Genomic DNA, 16523 nt, shown 5'->3' with positions numbered 1-16523 from the left:
GTACGGGGTCAGTACGCGCGCTGCGCGCGCCGGCGCCACCAGGCGAACGCGGACCCGAGGAGCAGGATCGCGGCCGCGCCCGAGGCCGCCGAGGCGGCGATCAGCACCGTGTCGCCGGAACCGCCGGTGGCGGACCCGGCCGGCTGGAGCGCGTCCCCGAGCCCGCTGCGCACGTCCGTGCCGGCGGCCGTGCCCTTGGCGAGCCGGCCGCGCGAACCGGCCGTGGGCTCGGCGACGTAGGGGAAGTGCTTCTCGAACTTCTTGTCGTTCTTGTCGACCGCGTCACCCAGGTCGTTCTTCGAGCCGACCAGTTCGCCCTCGACGACCTGGAGCGCCGCGTCGATCACGTCGTCACCGAGCCGGCGCCCGTTCGGGAAGCCCGCGTTGTCACCGTCCAGGACACCCAGCCGCTTGGGGTGCGCGGCCGGCGGGATCGAGGTGTTCAGCCGCAGTTCCTCCGAAGCCCGCACGTTCGGCGGCTGGTTGAGGCCCTTGACGCCCTTGAGGAAGACGTCGACGAGGTCGTTGCGCGGCTCGGCCGGCGCCTTGATCTTGTAGAGGGACTCGATCAGCTTCGGCAGCTCGGGGTTGGTCACGTTCTTCGCGAACTGGGCGTCGTACGCGGGCTGCGAGGCGTTGAACCTGTCCTTGTCCTTCTGCGGGTTGACGACCTCGTTCACCAGCGGGTTGCCCAGGCGGGACACCTGGCTGTAGTAGCCCTGGGCGTTGCGGCGCTGGGCGGTCGACCAGATGCCGACGACCGGCTGGTGGGCCGACTCGCGGATCAGGTCGTTCGGCACCTGGAGGGCGATGGTGTTGACGTTGTAGCCCTTGAGGGTGTCCCGGCCGACCTCGCTGAGGTCGCCGCCGTACAGCAGGTCGAAGACGCGCAGGTCGGCGAAGAACGGGTCGTCCGCCTGCCCGGCGAACGTGGTGGCGCCGCCCGCGGTCCGGTAGACGGCCTGCGAGCGCAGTTTGCCGTAGTCCGGCATGGACGCCTTGCCCACGTCGGACGGCGCCACCGGCACGTCGTCCGCGAGTTTCGTCCGGGACGCCTCGTGCCCGTTCTTCAACCGGATGAGGTCGATGTCGTAGGTCTGGGTGATGTTGAGGTCGGGGTCGGCGAGATTGGTGACCGGGCCGGTGTTGTAGAGGAACGTGTTCCCGTTCTTCGTGTGCGTCTTGAAGGTGTAGCGGAAGACCGTGTCGCCCTGCGCGTCACCGTTGTTGTCGATGTGCAGGTCGTACTGCGCGTCGTCCGCGAAGGTGTAGAAGTTCGGTCCGCCCGCCGGTTCCTCGAACGGGATCCAGTTCGCCAGGATCGTCGTCGTGTCGGGCTTGTCCGGGCTGGCGAACGCGTACAGGTCGGTGTTGTCGTACTGCGGGGTCCCCGAGATCAGTGGTGCCTCCCGGTGGGAGGAGGCGGAGGCCGCCCCGGGTTCCAGCGTGGCGACGCCGGCGGCCGCGAGCCCCCCGGTGGCCAGCGCGCCACAGATGAGGGTGACCAGGCCCTTGCGTCCGGTGCCGCTCCTGGAGAAGAGAGGTGTCATGCCGTCCGTCCCTAGTGCCGTCTTGCTTTGACGGACGGGTATACGGAGCCGGCACGCCGTTCGGATCGGTCGGCCGCGGAAAAACTTTTCGGCGCCCGGCGGCCCGCGTTTTCGGCCCGCGGATCCGTATGTCTCCCGGGAGGTGTGTCTCGGTGCGGATGCGCGGGGTGCGGGGAAGGACGGGCTGCGGGCACGGGGAGGGGACCCGCATGCGGGCGGACGACCTGCTGGTACTCGTGGCCCGCGGCGACCAGCGGGCCTTCGAGGACCTGTACGGGCTGGTGTCCGGGCCGGTGTTCGGACTCGTCCGGCGCGTGGTGCGGGATCCCGCCCAGTCCGAGGAGGTCGCCCAGGAGGTGCTGCTCGAACTGTGGCGCTCCGCCGCCCGGTTCGACCCCGGCCGGGGCAGCGCCCTGTCCTGGATCCTCACCCTCGCCCACCGCCGGGCCGTCGACCGGGTGCGCAGCGCCCGCGCGGCCGGCGAACGCGAGCAGCGCGAGGCGTTGCGCGCCGGGGGGCCCGCGTTCGACCAGGTCGTCGAGGAGGTCGAGGCCGGCCTGGAACGCGAGTGGGTGCGCCGCTGCCTGGACCGGCTGACCGTCCTCCAGCGCCAGTCGGTCACCCTCGCCTACTACGACGGCTACACCTACCGTGAGGTGGCCGAGCGGCTGTCGCTGCCGCTCGGCACGGTCAAGACGCGGATGCGCGACGGCCTCACCCGGCTGCGCCAGTGCCTGGGAGGCACGGCATGAGCGTCCTCGGCGGACGGGCACGCCGCGAGGCCCGGCACTCGCTCGCCGCGCCCTACGCGCTCGACGCCCTCGAACCGGGCGAGCGCCGCCGCTTCGAGAAGCACCTGGCGCGCTGCGACCGCTGTGCCGCCGAGGTGCGGGACCTGGCGGAGGACGCGGTGCGCCTCGCCTGGTCCGCGGCGGTGCCCGCGCCGGCCGCCTTGCGCGAACGGGTGCTGGCCGCCGTGCGCGCCACCCCGCAGGAGCGGGCGCCGGGCCGGGAGGTCGAGCGCCGGCTGCCGCCGCACGTCTGGGGTGTCCGGCCGCCGCCGGGCCGCGCCCACGCCCCGCGCGGGCGCCCCCTGTTCGCGCCGTTCGCCGCGGCCACCGCGACCGCCGCCCTCGTCGTCGCCTCCCTCTTCGCGGTCCAGGCCCACCGCACGGATGACCGGCTGGCCGCCGAACAGGCCCGGGCACGTGAGATCGCCCACGTCCTGGCCGCTCCGGACGCCCGCGCGGCGAGCGGCGAGGACGGGCGGGGCCGCCGGATCGGAGTGATCGCTTCCGCCTCCGGGCGGGACGCCGTCGTCACCCTCAGCGGGTACGGCACCCCGGCCGGCGGGCGCGTGCACCAGCTCTGGTTGCTGCGTCCCGGGGCGGGGCCGCGCTCCCTGGGGCTCCTCGCGGGCGACACGCCCTTGGTCGCGCGCGGTCTCGACACCTCCGCGACGTCACTCGCTGTGACCGTCGAGCCCGGCGGTGGCTCCGCCCGGCCCACCGGCCGGCCGATTGTCCAACTCACCCTGGAATCGGTCGGATTCGGAGAGTAGCCGGTGAAGGATGGTCAACCGCCTTACAGGGAAGGTGAATCCTGTGGCCGGGATACACGCGTGCCCCACGAGGGCGATAGGGTTACCCTGCCCGGGCCGGGTGGACTCGTACGGGTGGGGAGTGACATGGAGCAGATAACAGTGCGCAGCAGGGCGAGGGTCCCTGCGATCACCTGCGGGAGCGGCGCGACCAGTTCGCGCCTCGACCGCCATCTGTCGGTGCTGGGGGGACCCGCCATACCGCAGCGCGAGACGATCGAGGCGACCTCGCTGATGCGCGAACTGACGGCGCGCAACGCCGTGCACGAGCGCAGCGACCGGGGCCGGCGCGTCAGCCGCGTCTCCCTCTTCGCGCCGCTGCGCCGGCTGCGCCGCTCGCTGTTCGGCGGCCACTAGCGGTCACCGCGCGGACACCCGCCCACCGGAGCGGCCACCGCGCGGGGAGGCCCGCGCTCAGGCCGCCACACCGTCCCGGCGCAATGCTGCGATCTCCTCGTCCGTCATCCCCACGGCACGCAGCAGCGCCCCGGTGTGCTGCCCGAGCGCGGGCACGTCACCCATCCGTGCCTCGTCCCCGCCGGGCAGGGTGATGGGCGGCAGCAGTGCCCTCAGCGGCCCCGCCGGCGAACCCACCCGACGCCACCTCCCCCGGGCCGCCAGCTGCGGATGCTCCGCCAGCTCGTGCAGGTCCCGCAGCCGGGCGCAGGCGATGCCGGCCTCCTCCAGCCGCTCCAGCGCCTCCTCGGTGCCCAGCGCCCCGAGCGCCTCGGCGACCAGGGCGTCGGTCCGCTCCCGGTGGGCCACCCGGGCCGCGTTGGTCGCGTACGCCGGGTCCGTGCCCAGTTCGGGACGGCCCATGACCCCGCCGGCCAGCCGCCGCCACTCCCGGTCGTTCTGCACCGACAGCAGCACCCGGCCGCCGTCCGCCGTCGGATAGGCGTCGTACGGGGCGATCACCGCGTGCGCGAGCCCGGTCCGCGCGGGCGGCTCACCGCCGTGCATCGCGTGGTGCAGCGGGTGCCCCATCCACTCGGCCAGCGCCTCCAGCATCGACACCTCCACCGGCCCGCCCCGCCCGGTCGTCCCGCGCCGCACGAGCGCGGCCAGCACCCCGGAGAACGCGTACATGGCCGCCGCGATGTCCGCCGCCGGGATCCCCGCCTTCACCGGCCGCTCCGGCGTGCCGGTCACCGACACCAGCCCCGCCTCGCACTGCACCAGCATGTCGTACGCCCGCTTGTCCGCGTACGGCCCCGAACCGCCGTAGCCCGAGATGTCCACGGCCACCAGCCGCGGGTGCGCGGCGCACAGCGTGGCCGCGTCCAGGCCCAGCCGGGCCGCCGCGCCGTGCGCGAGGTTCTGCACGAACACGTCCGCGTCCGCCACCAGCCGCCGTACGACGTCCAGGCCGCGCGGGTCCTTCAGGTCCAGGGCGAGCGACTCCTTGCCGCGGTTGCACCACACGAAGTGCGAGGCGAGGCCGCCGGCGGCCGTGTCGTAACCGCGCGCGAAGTCACCGCCGTCGACCCGCTCCACCTTGATGACCCGGGCGCCCAGGTCGGCGAGCTGCCGGGTCGCGAACGGCGCGGACACGGCCTGTTCGACGGCGACGACGGTGATGCCCGCCAGGGGCAGGGGCTGACGCGGGTGCGGGTCCATCGGCTGATCCATGTCCTGGATCATGACCCGTGGGCGGCGCCCCTGTCAGCAGCCGGGTCCCACCCGCCCCGCGCGGGCCCGGACCCCCGCGGGGCTAGAGCAGCGCGAACTGGCCCTCGGGGCCCTCCTCGTGGTGGTCCAGGACCGAGGCGGGACGGCGGGACCGCTCCGGTGGCGGGAAGACGCCGGCGTCGCGCAGGTCGGCCGCCGTGACCGGGGCCGCCGCGCCCAGGGCGTCCCGCAGCGGGCGCAGTTCCGCCAGCAGGGCCAGCACCGTGATCAGCTCCAGCAGCTCCGACGTCCACGCCTGCGGCCAGGCCGCCGGACGGATCGCGGCGAGGGTGCCGGGCCCGGCCGGGTCCGTGCGGGCCGCGAACCACGCCTGGAGCACCCGTACACCGGCCACCTCCACGTCCCAGGCCTCCGGCGGCACGGGGGAGACGCGACCCTCGTCGAGGTGGAGCGTCTCCTCGTCGCGGTCGTAGCGCAGGGTCGCCGGGCGGTTCGGCAGGGGCGCGCGGACGTAGGGGCGGCGACCGCCCGGCAGCTTGGGTCGCTCGCCGTCCCGGCGCAGCAGCCGCAGCGTGCGGCGGCCCAGGTGCACGCCCTCGGACCACAGCGCGGGGTCCGACGTGAGTGGGACGGTCAGGTCCGGGCGGACCGCCGCCAGGATCCACGCCAGCACGTCCACGGCGGCCGGGGGCGTGCCCAGCCGGGCCGCGAGGTGGTCCGTCAGCCCCGGCGCCAGGTTGGGTTCCGCGCCCCCGGGACGGCGGTGGAGCGGGCGGACGCGGCCGGTGCGCAGCAGCGGCAGCGCCGACGTGGCCAGCAGCGGGATGCCGGCGTCGCCGGTCTCCACCGTGAACACCTGGTGCGTGTCCGCCACCCGCCACAGCTCCGGGCGGGCGGCGTCGATCAGCCGGTGGTCCGGGATCAGCCACTGCTCGTCGAAGGGCGCGGTCAGTACCCGCACCGGCTCCGCGCAGGGCTCCTCGGCGCGGGCCAGGCGCCGGGTGCCGCCGGCCCGGCCGGGCAGCTGGGTCACGGCCGAGGTGAGCGTGCGGGCGCGGCTCGGCTCGAACAGGGCCTCCCGGTCGGGGCCCCGGGCCTTCAGCAGCGTGTCCCAGCGGGCCCGCAGGGAGGCCGGATCCGGTGCCACCGGCCAGGCGCGGCCCAGCCGCAGGGGTGCGACCGACCACGGCATGAGGTCCGCCAGCGGCGGAGCGTCGTCGTGCGTCACGCCGGGCATCGTACGACAGCGCCCCACCGCGGCGGGGCGCTCCGCACGACACCCGCCCCCACCGCGCCGACCCCCCACCGAACCGGCCACCGCACCACCCCCCGGTCGGCCGCGGGGAACGGTCCCGGGACCGGACGGGGTGTCAGGCGTCCAGGGTGACGGTGAAGGAGAAGCGGTCGCCGCGGTAGTGGATGACGGCCACGTCCAGCACCCGGCCCGCGCCGTCGTAGGTCACGCCCGTGTAGTGCAGGATCGGGCTGAGCAGCGGTACCTCGAGCAGGCGGGCCGTCTCCGGGTCGGCGAGCCGGGCCTCCACGGTGTCCGTGATCCGGCTGATGTCCGCTCCCACCACGTCCCGCAGCACCTTGGTCATCGGCCAGCGGACCAGGTCCTCCGCGTCGATGAGCGCGGCCAGGTCGGGACGGACGTGGTTGACGGCGTGGTTGGTCGGCTCGCCGGTCTTCTCGTCGCTGCGCAGCCGGTGGTACGCCGCCACCTCCGGCAGGTCCGGGAAGTACTCGGCGAGTTCCGGCGGCACGGGCACCGGGCCGTGGGCCAACAGCTCGGCCGTCATCCCGGACTGCTGGGCCACGATGGCGTCCACCGAGCCCAGCAGCCGCACGGGTGCCCCGCGCCGGACCCCGGGCTCGATGAACGTGCCGCGCCGCCGGTGCCGGCTGATCAACCCCTCGTCCTCCAGCTCCTTCAGCGCCTGCCGCATGGTCAGCACGCTCACCCCGTAGTGCTGCGCCAGCCGTTCCTCGGTGGGCAGGCGCAGCGGGTCCCTGGGGGAGCGGCCCAGTATCGAGGCGCGCAACGACTGCGACACCTGGTACCACAGCGGCAGCTTGCGGTTCAGGACGATCGAATCCGGAGCGAAGGAGGTCACGCGGCTATCCGTACCTGTCGGAGAACGGTCGGCGCAATGCGGTCGTCACACCCGGAAGTGACGTTCCAGCCCCTGCCACACGTCGTCGTAGCGCTGCTGGAGGTGGTCCGCGCGGGCCGCGAGCGGGGTCAGGGTCACCGGCCAGCGGGTCTCGAACATGAACGCCAGCCCGTCCTCGATCTTCTGCGGCGCCAGCTCGGCCGCGCTGGCACGGTCGAAGGTCTCCCGGTCCGGGCCGTGCGCCGACATCATGTTGTGCAGCGAACCGCCCCCCGGCACGAAGCCCTCCGCCTTCGCGTCGTACGCGCCCTCGATGAGCCCCATGTACTCGCTCATCACGTTGCGGTGGAAGTACGGCGGCCGGAAGGTGTCCTCGCCCACCAGCCAGCGCGGCGCGAACACGACGAAGTCGACACCGGCCAGCCCCGGGGTGTCCGAGGGCGAGGTGAGGACCGTGAAGACGGACGGGTCGGGGTGGTCGTAGGAGATGGTGCCGATGACATTGAAACGGCGCAGATCATAGACGTAGGGCACATAGTTGCCGTGCCAGGCGACCACGTCGAGGGGGCTGTGGTCGTAGGTCGCGGCCCACAGGTTGCCGCAGAACTTGTTCACCACCTCCACCGGGCCCTCCACGTCCTCGTAGGCCGCCACCGGCGCCCGGAAGTCGCGGGGGGCGGCGAGGCCGTTGGCGCCGATCGGGCCGAGGTCGGGCAGCCGGAACGGCGCCCCGTAGTTCTCGCACACGTAACCGCGCGCCGACCCGTCCAGCAGCTCCACCCGGAAGCGGACCCCGCGCGGGATCAGCGCCACCTCGGCGGGCTCCACCCGGAGCCGGCCGAACTCGGTGTGCAGCAGCAGTCCGCCCCGCTCGGGCACGATCAGCAGCTCCCCGTCCGCGTCGGAGAAGACCCGCTCCATCGAGGTGTCGGCGTGGTAGAGGTGCACGGCCATGCCGGTGCGCTGGCTCACGTCGCCGTTGCCGCCCAGCGTCCACAGCCCGGCGAGGAAGTCCGTGCCCGCCACGGGCTCGGGCAGCGGGTTCCAGCGCAGCCGGTTGGGATCGGCCACGGTCTGGGTGAACGGGGCCGTGCGCAGCGTGCCGTTGCCGGTGCGGGCGAACTCCGGGTGCGCGGCCGACGGACGGATCCGGTACAGCCAGGAGCGGCGGTTGTGCGCCCGCGGCTCGGTGAACGCCGTGCCGCTCAACTGCTCCGCGTACAGCCCGAGCGGGGCGCGCTGCGGTGAGTTGCGGCCCTCGGGCAGGGCGCCCGGCACCGCCTCCGAGGCGTGTTCGTTGCCGAACCCGGTCAGATACGACAGCCCCTCGGCGGTCTTGCGCGCGTCCCCGCTCATCATCGCTCCCTTGCGCCGCTGATTCCTATGCATCACCGTAGGAATCAACCGGGTGACCGCGCAAGAGGGTCACGGCTCCTCCCTGCGGGGTAGGGCGACAACCAGACCTGAGGGGGATCCGGGGCGCCCGGGCGGTGTTCTACGCTCCCGGCCATGTCGTGGAAGAAGTGGACGCGTGGACCTCTCGCCGCGCTCGCGGTGTCCGTCCTGCTGTCGCTCGCAGCGGCGGCCTGCGCGGCGGACGAGGCCCACGGGGGCACGGTCCCCGCCCGGCCCGTGGGAACCCTGCTGGACGTCACCGACGCGACCGGCCGGAACCTGCGCGAGGTGGCCGGGAAGGACGCCCCCGCGGTCGGCGTCGAGGTGACCCCGGCCGCGGGCGGCGGCTGGGACGTGCGGCTGGCCCTCCGCCGCTTCCGCCTCTCCGCCCCCGGCGCCAGGCCGGTCGCGGTCACCGGGCGCGGGACGGTCTCCCTCTTCGTCGACGGCCGCCGCGTCGCCCGGCCGCGCACCCCCGAACACCACTTGGCCGCCGCCCTCCTCCCGCACGGCACCCACCACGTCACCGCCCGGTTGTACGCGGACGACGGCACGGTGTGGGCCGTGCGCGGCAGGCCGGTCGAGGGCACCGCCGACGTCACGGTGTCGGACGCGGAGGCGACCGGCACGCCGGACGCGGCCGGTGGCACGCCGGCGCCGGACCGGACCGGCGCCGCCCCGGTGGGGCTCCCCGCCGGTGACCCGCTCCCCGGCGACGGCCGATGAGTGCATTAGCCATCTTTCTCCGTACTGTGGGACGAGCTTCACCGGATCCCGGCGGAAAGGCATCATGAGCCCCGTGCCCCACGCGACATCGCTCCGTCGCGCGCCCGTGCAGCGGCGCAGCGCCGAACGGCTGACCAGGATCCTGGACGCCTGCGCCGAACTCCTCGACGAGGTCGGCTACGACGCCCTGAGCACCCGCGCCGTCGCCCAGCGCGCCGGGGTCCCCATCGGCTCGGTCTACCGCTTCTTCGGCAACAAGCGGCAGATGGCCGACGCCCTCGCCCAGCGCAACCTGGAGCGTTACGTCGAGCGTGTCACCGAGCGCCTGCGGCGCGCCGGCGCCGACGCCGGTGACGGCCCGCGGCCGACGCCGGCCGGGGGAGAGCGGCGCGGCGGGGACTGGCGGGCCGCCATGGACGCCGTCCTGGACGAGTACCTGGCGATGAAGCGCACCGCGCCCGGTTTCTCCCTGGTCGACTTCGGCAACCAGATCCCGGTCGGCAGCCGGCACAACGAGCCCAACACCCGGGTCGCCGACCGGTTGACCGACCTGCTCGCCGGCCATCTCTCCCGCACCCCGGACGAGGAGCTCAGGCGGATCTTCCTCGTCGCCGTGGAGAGCGCCGACACCCTCGTCCAGCTGGCCTTCCGGATCGATCCACGCGGTGACGAGGCGATCATCGCCGAGACCCGGGTGCTGCTGCGGGCCTATCTGGGACGGGCGCTGGACTGAACGGCCGGCCACCGGGACTCCCCAGCGGGCATACCGCTCGGTATGCTCCGACCCAGCCCGTCCGCGCCGTCCGCTCCCGTCCGCGCCCGCCCGTCCCCGGCCGGGCCCAGGGAGCCCCCGCCGACCCTCCGGAGGACCCGTGTCCCGCACCGCCCTGCGAATCTGTCCCCTGTGCGAGGCCACCTGCGGGCTGACCCTCACCGTCGAGGGCACCCGGGTCACCGGCGCCCGCGGCGACCGGGACGACGTCTTCAGCAAGGGGTTCATCTGCCCCAAGGGAGCCTCCTTCGGCGCCGTCGACGGCGACCCCGACCGGCTGCGCGCCCCGCTCGTCCGCACGGACGGCGTGCTGCGCGAGGCCACCTGGGAGGAGGCGTTCGACGCGGTCGCCGCCGGCCTGCGCCCGGTCGTGGAGCGCCACGGCCCGGACGCCGTCGGGGTGGTCCTCGGCAACCCCAACGTGCACACCATGGCCGGTGCGCTCTACCCGCCGGTGCTGCTCGGCGCCCTGCGCACCCGCAGCCTGTTCACCGCCTCCACCGTCGACCAGATGCCCAAGCACGTCTCCAGCGGGCTGCTGTTCGGCGACCCCAACGCCATCCCGGTGCCCGACCTCGACCACACCGACCACCTGCTGCTCATCGGCGCCAACCCGCTGGAGTCCAACGGCAGTCTGTGCACCGCCCCCGACTTCCCCGGCCGGCTCAAGGCGCTCCGGGCCCGTGGCGGGAGGCTCACCGTCGTGGACCCGCGCCGCACCCGCACCGCCAAGCTCGCCGACCGGCACCTGGCGATACGCCCCGGCACCGACGCGCTGCTGCTCGCCGCGATGGCCCACACCCTCTTCGCGGAGGACCTCGCCGACCTCGGGCACCTGGCCCCGCACATCGAGGGCCTGACCGAACTCCGCGACGCGCTGGCCGACTTCACCCCCGAGGCCGTGGCCCCCGCCTGCGACCTGGACGCCGGGGTCGTCCGCACCCTGGCCCGCGAACTCGCCGCCGCCCCGACCGCCGCCGTCTACGCCCGCATCGGCAGCTGCACCGTCCCCCACGGCACCCTGGCGAGCTGGCTGGTCGACGTCCTCAACATCCTCACCGGCAACCTGGACCGCCCCGGCGGCGCCCTCTTCCCGCAGGCCGCCACCGACCGGACACCGCGCCCGGCGGGTCCCGGCCGCGGGTTCGCCCTCGGCCGCTGGCACTCCCGGGTCCGGCGGCACCCGGAGGCCAAGGGCGAACTGCCCCTGTCGGCCCTGGCCGAGGAGATCGACACGGCGACTTCCACCGGGGAACCGGTCCGCGCGCTGATCGCCGTCGCCGCCAACCCGGTGCTCTCCGCGCCCGACGGCGACCGGCTCGACAAGGCCTTGGCCTCCCTGGACTTCATGGTCAGCGTCGACCCGTACCTCAACGAGACCTCGCGCCACGCCCACGTCGTCCTGCCCCCGCCCCCGCCCGCCCAGAGCCCGCACCACGACTTCGCGTTCAACACCCTCGCCGTCCGCAACCAGGTCCGCTACACCCGCCCCGCCGTCCCGCTGGAGCCCGGCCGCATGGCCGAGAGCGAGATCCTGGCCCGGCTGGTGCTCGCGGTCTCCGGCATGCACGGCGCCGACCCGGCCGCCGTCGACGCGATGGTCGTCGAACAGACCCTCGCCAAGGCGGTCCGGGACGAACACGGGCCGGTCCACGGCCAGGACCCGCACGCCCTCGCCGCACGGCTCACCGGCGACAACGGCCCCGAGCGGCGCCTCGACATGATGCTGCGCCTCGGCCCGTACGGCGACGGCTTCGGCGCCCGTCCCGACGGGCTGACCCTGGCCCGGCTGCTCGACCACCCGCATGGCATCGACCTCGGCCCGCTGCGCCCCCGCCTCCCGCAGCCGCTGCGGACCCGCAGCGGCCGGATCGAGCTGCTGCCCGAGCCGATCGCCGGCGACCTGCCCCGGCTGCGCGCGGCCCTGCGCGAGCGCCCCGCGGGACTCGTCCTCGTCGGCCGCCGCCACCTGCGCTCCAACAACAGCTGGATGCACAACGTGCCCGCCCTGACCGGCGGCAGCAACCGCTGCACCCTGCACATCCACCCCGAGGACGCGGCCCGGCTCGGTGTCCGGGACGGCGCCGGGGTCCGGGTCCGGGGCGCCGGGGGAGAGGTGGTGGCCCCCGCCGAGGTCACCGACGGCGTCCGGCCCGGTGTGGTGAGTCTGCCGCACGGGTGGGGCCACGACCGCCCCGGCACCCGGCTGGGCCACGCCTCCACGGTCCCGGGCGTCAACGTCAACCAGCTGCTCGACGGCACCCTGCTCGACCCGCTGTCCGGCAACGCGGTGCTCAACGGCATCCCCGTCGAGGTCGTCACACAGCTGTGACCTGGAGTTCTGCGCTTATTGCTCGCGCGCCGACCCCTTGTTGACCCTGTTCGGACGGACCTAACGTCGACCCACCGCCGGCCCCCAGGCGGAATGTTCAAGGGCGAACGTTAGGTACCCATCCATGCTGACCCTCCTCGGCTTCGCCATGATCGCGACCTTCCTGGTCCTGATCATGCTGAAGAAGATGTCGCCGATCGCGGCGCTCGTGCTCGTACCCGCGCTGTTCTGCGTGTGCGTGGGCAAGGGCGCCCACCTCGGCGACTACGTCATCGACGGCGTCACCAGCCTCGCCCCCACCGCGGCGATGCTCATGTTCGCGATCGTCTACTTCGGCGTGATGATCGACGTCGGCCTCTTCGACCCGGTGGTGCGGGGCATCCTCAGGTTCTGCAAGGCCGACCCGCTGCGCATCGTCGTCGGCACCGCGGTCCTGGCCGCGATCGTCTCCCTGGACGGCGACGGCTCCACCACCTTCATGATCACCGTGTCGGCGATGTACCCGCTGTACAAGCGCCTGAGGATGTCCCTGGTGGTGATGACCGGTGTCGCCGCCATGGCCAACGGCGTGATGAACACCCTGCCCTGGGGCGGCCCCACCGCCCGGGCCGCCACCGCGCTCAAGGTCGACGCGAGCGACATCTTCGTGCCGATGATCCCGGCGCTGGCCGTGGGCCTGGCGGCCGTGTTCGCCCTCGCCCTCGTGCTCGGCCGCCGCGAGCGCCGACGCCTCGGCGTGCTGACGCTGGAGGAGGTGCTCGCGGAGGAGACCGAGACGGTGCCGGCCGGCGCGGCCACCGGCGCCGGCGGCGGCACGCGGACCGCCGTGGGCCCGGGACCCGGCCCGGACACCACCCCCGGTGTCCCCGACGCTCCCGAGGACGACGGCATGCGGGGGCTCGACCCCCACCGCGCCACCCTGCGCCCCCGGCTGTACTGGTTCAACGCGCTGCTCACGGTCGCCCTGCTGACCGCCATGATCATGGAGTGGCTGCCGATCCCGGTGCTGTTCCTGCTCGGCGCCGCCCTCGCCCTGACCGTCAACTTCCCGCACATGCCGGACCAGAGGGCCCGCGTCGCCGCGCACGCCGAGAACGTCCTCAACGTCTCCGGCATGGTGTTCGCCGCCGCCGTCTTCACCGGCGTCCTCCAGGGCACCGGCATGGTCGACCACATGGCCGGGTGGCTGGTCGGCAACATCCCCGCGGGCATGGGGCCGCACATGGCCGCCGTCACCGGTGTGCTGAGCATCCCGCTCACCTACTTCATGTCCAACGACGGCTTCTACTTCGGCGTCCTGCCGGTGCTCGCCGAAGCCGGCCACGCGCACGGCGTCTCCTCGCTCGAGATCGCCCGCGCCTCGATCGTCGGGCAGCCCCTGCACATGTCCAGCCCGCTCGTCCCCGCCGTGTACGTCCTGGTCGGCATGGCCAAGGTCGAGTTCGGTGACCACACCCGGTTCGTGGTCAAGTGGGCCGTGCTCACCTCACTCGTGGTGCTCGGCGCGGGCCTCGCCTTCGGCATCCTCTGACCCCGCCGTGGAGGACGTGCGCACGGGGTCCACGGGGAGCCGCGGCTGGCTGCTGCGCCTCGTCATCGCCTTCGGCTGCGTGCAGGGGGCGGTGTCGACGGCCCGGCCCGCCGTCTCCTACCGGGCCCTCGCGCTGCGCGCCGACGAACGGGCGGTCGGTGTCATCACGGCCGGCTACGCCCTGCTGCCGCTGTTCGCGGCCGTACCGCTCGGCCGCCGCACCGACCACGGCCGCTGCGCGCCCCTGCTCGCGGCGGGCGTGGCCCTCATCGCCGGTGGCTGCGCGCTCGGCGGCCTCGCCGGTTCCCTGTGGGCGACGGCCCTGTGGAGCGGGGTGACGGGCCTCGGCCACCTCTGCTTCGTGATCGGCGCCCAGTCGCTGGTTGCCCGCCGGTCCGCGCCGCACGAACAGGACCGCAACTTCGGCCACTTCACCATCGGTGCCGCTCTCGGCCAGCTCGTCGGCCCCGTCGCCGCGGGCGCTCTCGTCGGCGGCCCCGACATGGCCCGCGGCAGCGCGCTCGCGCTCCTCACGGCGGGCGCGGGCGCGGCCGTCGCGTTCACCTCGCTGTGGCGCCTGGAGGACCGTACGGCCGTCGCACCGCACCCGCGGCGGGGCGCGCGCGTGCCGGTCACCGGCATCCTGCGGGCCCGCGGGGTACCCGCCGGGATGCTGATCAGCCTGTCGGTGCTGTCGGCGACCGACATCCTCACCGCCTACCTGCCGGTGGTCGGCGAGGACCGGGGCATCGCCCCGTCGACGGTCGGGGTCCTGCTCGGCCTGCGCGCCGGTGCCACCCTCGCCTGCCGGCTGGTGCTCACCCCGCTGCTCCGGCTGCTCGGCCGGCCGCTGCTGCTCACCGTGAGCTGTCTCCTGGCCGCCCTGCTGTGCGCGGGGGTGGCACTGCCGGTGCCGGTGGGCGCGCTCGGCGCGATGCTCGCGGTGCTCGGCTTCTGCCTGGGGGTGGGCCAGCCGCTGTCGATGACGACGGTGGTGCGGGCCGCCCCCGCCGGGGCCCGGTCCACCGCCCTCGCCCTCCGGCTGACCGGCAACCGGCTGGGCCAGGTCGCCGCGCCGGCCGCCGCCGGACTGGTCGCCGGCCTGGCGGGGGTGGCGGCGCCGTTCGTGATGCTGGGGGCGCTGCTGCTGCTGTCCTCGGGTGTGGCGCTGCGCTCGCCGGACCGGCCGGAGGAGGAGCCGGACCGCCCCGGGGAGGAGCCGGAGGGGCCGGCGGGGGAGCCGGAGGGGCCGCGTGAGCCGCCGGACCGGCGGGAGGGATCGCCCGGACGGGTGCACGAGGCACGTCCGGAGCGTCCGGGACTGCGCCGCACGGGTGATTTCTGACGGCGCGTCGGCCGTCGGTCCCGGCTCGCGCGGGGTGGATGGCGCAGAGTCCAGGCGAAAGAGCGATTTGTATGAAAATCGTCTGACTCGGAGGAACATCCATGCCCACCCTGAAACTCCCACGAGGCCTCGGCTCGCGCGCGGGCGCCACCGTCATTCTCTCCGCTCTCGCGGCGTCCGGCGCGTCGTGGGTGGCGGCGCCGGCGGCGTCGGCCCAGGGGGAGAACGGCGACATCAGGATCCACCGCGTGGGCGTGCCCTTCGGGGTCTCGAAGGACGATCCGGTGGTGTGCAAGTTCTACCTCGACGCCGTCAACTTCGACGTGCTGCCCACCATCGCCTACACCATCACGCCGCAGCCCCCGCTGCCGACCTCGGCCACCGTCGCCGGCACCATCCCGCTCGCCGGGGGCGCCGGTCACACCGACCCGCTCGGCCTGGCGGACGGCCAGTACCGGCTCACCTGGGTGGTGGCGGGTGCCCCCAAGGAGAAGGTCTTCCGGGTCCGTTGCAAGGACGAGCACCAGGAGGAGGGGCACGAGGGCCCGAACGGGCAGATCGCCGACGACCAGCACAACGACGGCGCCTGGGGGAAGAGCGACCAGGGCGGCCCCAAGGGTGGCGTGCACGCGGGCGGCGGCGGGCTCATCGACACGGCCGCCGCGTACTCCCCGGTGGCCGCCGCCGCCGTGGTGGGTCTGATCGCCGTCAGTGGTGTCGTGTACGTCCGGGTGGTCCGCCGGCGCCCCCATGGTGCCGCGTAGGCGCCGACGCAGGCCCTGGTACCGCACCCGCGGCTACCGGCTGGCCAGGACGGCGCTGCTCGTGACCGTCCTGGTGACGGTCGGCAACCGGTGCGGGCGGGACGGCGGGCCGGCTCTGCCCGGCCGGCCGGGCCGCCCGGACGCCGTGGCGGCCTCCGGCGCGGGCTCCGACCGGGCCGACGGACGGGGCTCCGGCCCGGACGACCCCGGTCCCCCCGCCGCGGCGGGCCCTCCGCCGAGCCCGCTGCCCCGGTCCCGGCCGACGTCCTTCCGGGTGCCCTCCCTCGGGATCGACGCCCCCGTCGCCCCGCTGCGCCTGGACGCGAACCGGCAGTTGGAGACGCCGCCCGTCGACCGGCCCAAGCTGGTCGGCTGGTACCAGGGCGGTCCCACGCCGGGCGAGTCCGGCACCGCGATCGCCGTCGGCCACCGCGACACCAGGACCGGACCCGCCGTCTTCGCCGGACTCGCCCTGGTCCGGCCCGGCAAGCCCGTCGAGGTGCGGCGGGCCGACGGCCGCACCGCCGTCTACACGGTGGACCGGGTGAAGGTCTACGACAAGGCGGGCTTCCCCGACCAGGAGGTCTACGGGCCCTCCCGGCGCCCGGAGCTGCGGATCCTCACCTGCGGCGGCCTCTTCAGCCGGCGGACCGGCTACACCAGCAACGTGGTGGTCTTCGCCCACCTGACCGCGACGAGGTGACCGGCGGACCGGCCGGTACGGGCGCCGGCACCGTACCGGCCGGTCCTTCGCGCGGC

Annotated in this window: 15 protein-coding genes; 10 read left to right on the top strand and 5 right to left on the bottom strand. The window is 74.5% G+C overall.

The window, feature by feature from the left end:
• Window positions 1-8 precede the first annotated feature (8 nt).
• Window positions 9-1550 carry a DUF4331 domain-containing protein gene (locus ACIQVT_RS17905; RefSeq protein ID WP_403753884.1) on the bottom strand — a complete coding sequence of 514 codons (1542 nt, stop codon included), beginning with the start codon at window positions 1548-1550 and terminating at the stop codon, window positions 9-11.
• Between the two features lie 209 nt (window positions 1551-1759).
• On the opposite strand from ACIQVT_RS17905, the gene ACIQVT_RS17900 reads away from it, so the two are divergent.
• The 3 genes from ACIQVT_RS17900 to ACIQVT_RS17890 all read left to right on the top strand — a co-directional run bounded on the left by ACIQVT_RS17900 (window position 1760) and on the right by ACIQVT_RS17890 (window position 3507).
• Complete coding sequence (locus tag ACIQVT_RS17900) at window positions 1760-2302, top strand: sigma-70 family RNA polymerase sigma factor (protein WP_403753881.1); 543 nt, start codon at window positions 1760-1762, stop codon at window positions 2300-2302.
• Window positions 2299-3111: an anti-sigma factor domain-containing protein gene (locus ACIQVT_RS17895; protein ID WP_403753879.1), complete on the top strand. Its 813-nt coding sequence runs from the start codon at window positions 2299-2301 to the stop codon at window positions 3109-3111. The genes ACIQVT_RS17900 and ACIQVT_RS17895 overlap by 4 nt, the downstream gene beginning before the upstream one ends.
• A 126-nt stretch (window positions 3112-3237) precedes the next feature.
• The gene (locus tag ACIQVT_RS17890) at window positions 3238-3507 is read left to right on the top strand and encodes a hypothetical protein (protein ID WP_403753876.1); all 270 of its coding nucleotides are present in this window, start codon (window positions 3238-3240) and stop codon (window positions 3505-3507) included.
• Between the two features lie 57 nt (window positions 3508-3564).
• Here ACIQVT_RS17890 and ACIQVT_RS17885 read toward each other — a convergent pair whose 3' ends face one another.
• From ACIQVT_RS17885 to hmgA, 4 genes are all read right to left on the bottom strand, one after another.
• Entirely contained in the window at window positions 3565-4782 is a 1218-nt protein-coding gene (locus ACIQVT_RS17885; RefSeq protein ID WP_403753874.1) for a CaiB/BaiF CoA transferase family protein, read from the bottom strand.
• An 82-nt stretch (window positions 4783-4864) separates the two neighbouring features.
• Complete coding sequence (locus ACIQVT_RS17880) at window positions 4865-6019, bottom strand: type ISP restriction/modification enzyme (protein WP_403753871.1); 1155 nt, start codon at window positions 6017-6019, stop codon at window positions 4865-4867.
• A gap of 133 nt (window positions 6020-6152) precedes the next feature.
• The gene (locus ACIQVT_RS17875; RefSeq protein ID WP_403753868.1) at window positions 6153-6899 is read right to left on the bottom strand and encodes a GntR family transcriptional regulator; all 747 of its coding nucleotides are present in this window, start codon (window positions 6897-6899) and stop codon (window positions 6153-6155) included.
• 45 nt (window positions 6900-6944) lie between these two features.
• Complete coding sequence (hmgA, locus tag ACIQVT_RS17870) at window positions 6945-8255, bottom strand: homogentisate 1,2-dioxygenase (protein WP_403754101.1); 1311 nt, start codon at window positions 8253-8255, stop codon at window positions 6945-6947.
• A 153-nt stretch (window positions 8256-8408) separates the two neighbouring features.
• Here hmgA and ACIQVT_RS17865 point away from each other — a divergent pair, with 153 nt between their 5' ends.
• The 7 genes from ACIQVT_RS17865 (at window position 8409) to ACIQVT_RS17835 (ending at window position 16467) form a co-directional block, all read left to right on the top strand.
• Complete coding sequence (locus ACIQVT_RS17865) at window positions 8409-9020, top strand: hypothetical protein (protein WP_403753865.1); 612 nt, start codon at window positions 8409-8411, stop codon at window positions 9018-9020.
• Between the two features lie 64 nt (window positions 9021-9084).
• Window positions 9085-9753 carry a TetR family transcriptional regulator gene (locus tag ACIQVT_RS17860; protein WP_403753862.1) on the top strand — a complete coding sequence of 223 codons (669 nt, stop codon included), beginning with the start codon at window positions 9085-9087 and terminating at the stop codon, window positions 9751-9753.
• A 139-nt stretch (window positions 9754-9892) separates the two neighbouring features.
• Window positions 9893-12124, top strand: coding sequence for a molybdopterin oxidoreductase family protein (locus ACIQVT_RS17855; protein ID WP_403753859.1), 2232 nt, complete (start codon window positions 9893-9895; stop codon window positions 12122-12124).
• A gap of 124 nt (window positions 12125-12248) precedes the next feature.
• Window positions 12249-13655, top strand: a complete 1407-nt coding sequence (locus tag ACIQVT_RS17850; protein WP_403753856.1) for a CitMHS family transporter — start codon at window positions 12249-12251, stop codon at window positions 13653-13655.
• A gap of 16 nt (window positions 13656-13671) precedes the next feature.
• Window positions 13672-15000 carry an MFS transporter gene (locus tag ACIQVT_RS17845; protein ID WP_403753853.1) on the top strand — a complete coding sequence of 443 codons (1329 nt, stop codon included), beginning with the start codon at window positions 13672-13674 and terminating at the stop codon, window positions 14998-15000.
• A 101-nt stretch (window positions 15001-15101) separates the two neighbouring features.
• Window positions 15102-15764 carry a hypothetical protein gene (locus ACIQVT_RS17840; RefSeq protein ID WP_403753850.1) on the top strand — a complete coding sequence of 221 codons (663 nt, stop codon included), beginning with the start codon at window positions 15102-15104 and terminating at the stop codon, window positions 15762-15764.
• Window positions 15751-16467: a class F sortase gene (locus tag ACIQVT_RS17835; RefSeq protein ID WP_403753847.1), complete on the top strand. Its 717-nt coding sequence runs from the start codon at window positions 15751-15753 to the stop codon at window positions 16465-16467. Before ACIQVT_RS17840 ends, ACIQVT_RS17835 begins: the two co-directional genes overlap by 14 nt.
• Window positions 16468-16523: the final 56 nt, after the last annotated feature.

It is taken from the genome of Streptomyces sp. NPDC100445, assembly GCF_044759735.1.
GTDB lineage: Bacteria > Actinomycetota > Actinomycetes > Streptomycetales > Streptomycetaceae > Streptomyces.
The sequence above is the reverse complement of the archived record's forward strand: the minus strand, read 5'-3'. Positions and strand labels throughout refer to the sequence as shown.

Excerpts from the sequence above, each read along its gene's own strand:
- ACIQVT_RS17905 (WP_403753884.1), bottom strand. The coding sequence starts at position 1,550 with ATGACACCTCTCTTCTCCAGGAGCGGCACCGGACGCAAGGGCCTGGTC.
- ACIQVT_RS17900 (WP_403753881.1), top strand. The coding sequence starts at position 1,760 with ATGCGGGCGGACGACCTGCTGGTACTCGTGGCCCGCGGCGACCAGCGG.
- ACIQVT_RS17895 (WP_403753879.1), top strand. The coding sequence starts at position 2,299 with ATGAGCGTCCTCGGCGGACGGGCACGCCGCGAGGCCCGGCACTCGCTC.
- ACIQVT_RS17890 (WP_403753876.1), top strand. The coding sequence starts at position 3,238 with ATGGAGCAGATAACAGTGCGCAGCAGGGCGAGGGTCCCTGCGATCACC.
- ACIQVT_RS17885 (WP_403753874.1), bottom strand. The coding sequence starts at position 4,782 with ATGGATCAGCCGATGGACCCGCACCCGCGTCAGCCCCTGCCCCTGGCG.
- ACIQVT_RS17880 (WP_403753871.1), bottom strand. The coding sequence starts at position 6,019 with ATGCCCGGCGTGACGCACGACGACGCTCCGCCGCTGGCGGACCTCATG.
- hmgA (WP_403754101.1), bottom strand. The coding sequence starts at position 8,255 with ATGAGCGGGGACGCGCGCAAGACCGCCGAGGGGCTGTCGTATCTGACC.
- ACIQVT_RS17865 (WP_403753865.1), top strand. The coding sequence starts at position 8,409 with ATGTCGTGGAAGAAGTGGACGCGTGGACCTCTCGCCGCGCTCGCGGTG.
- ACIQVT_RS17860 (WP_403753862.1), top strand. The coding sequence starts at position 9,085 with ATGAGCCCCGTGCCCCACGCGACATCGCTCCGTCGCGCGCCCGTGCAG.
- ACIQVT_RS17850 (WP_403753856.1), top strand. The coding sequence starts at position 12,249 with ATGCTGACCCTCCTCGGCTTCGCCATGATCGCGACCTTCCTGGTCCTG.
- ACIQVT_RS17840 (WP_403753850.1), top strand. The coding sequence starts at position 15,102 with ATGCCCACCCTGAAACTCCCACGAGGCCTCGGCTCGCGCGCGGGCGCC.
- ACIQVT_RS17835 (WP_403753847.1), top strand. The coding sequence starts at position 15,751 with ATGGTGCCGCGTAGGCGCCGACGCAGGCCCTGGTACCGCACCCGCGGC.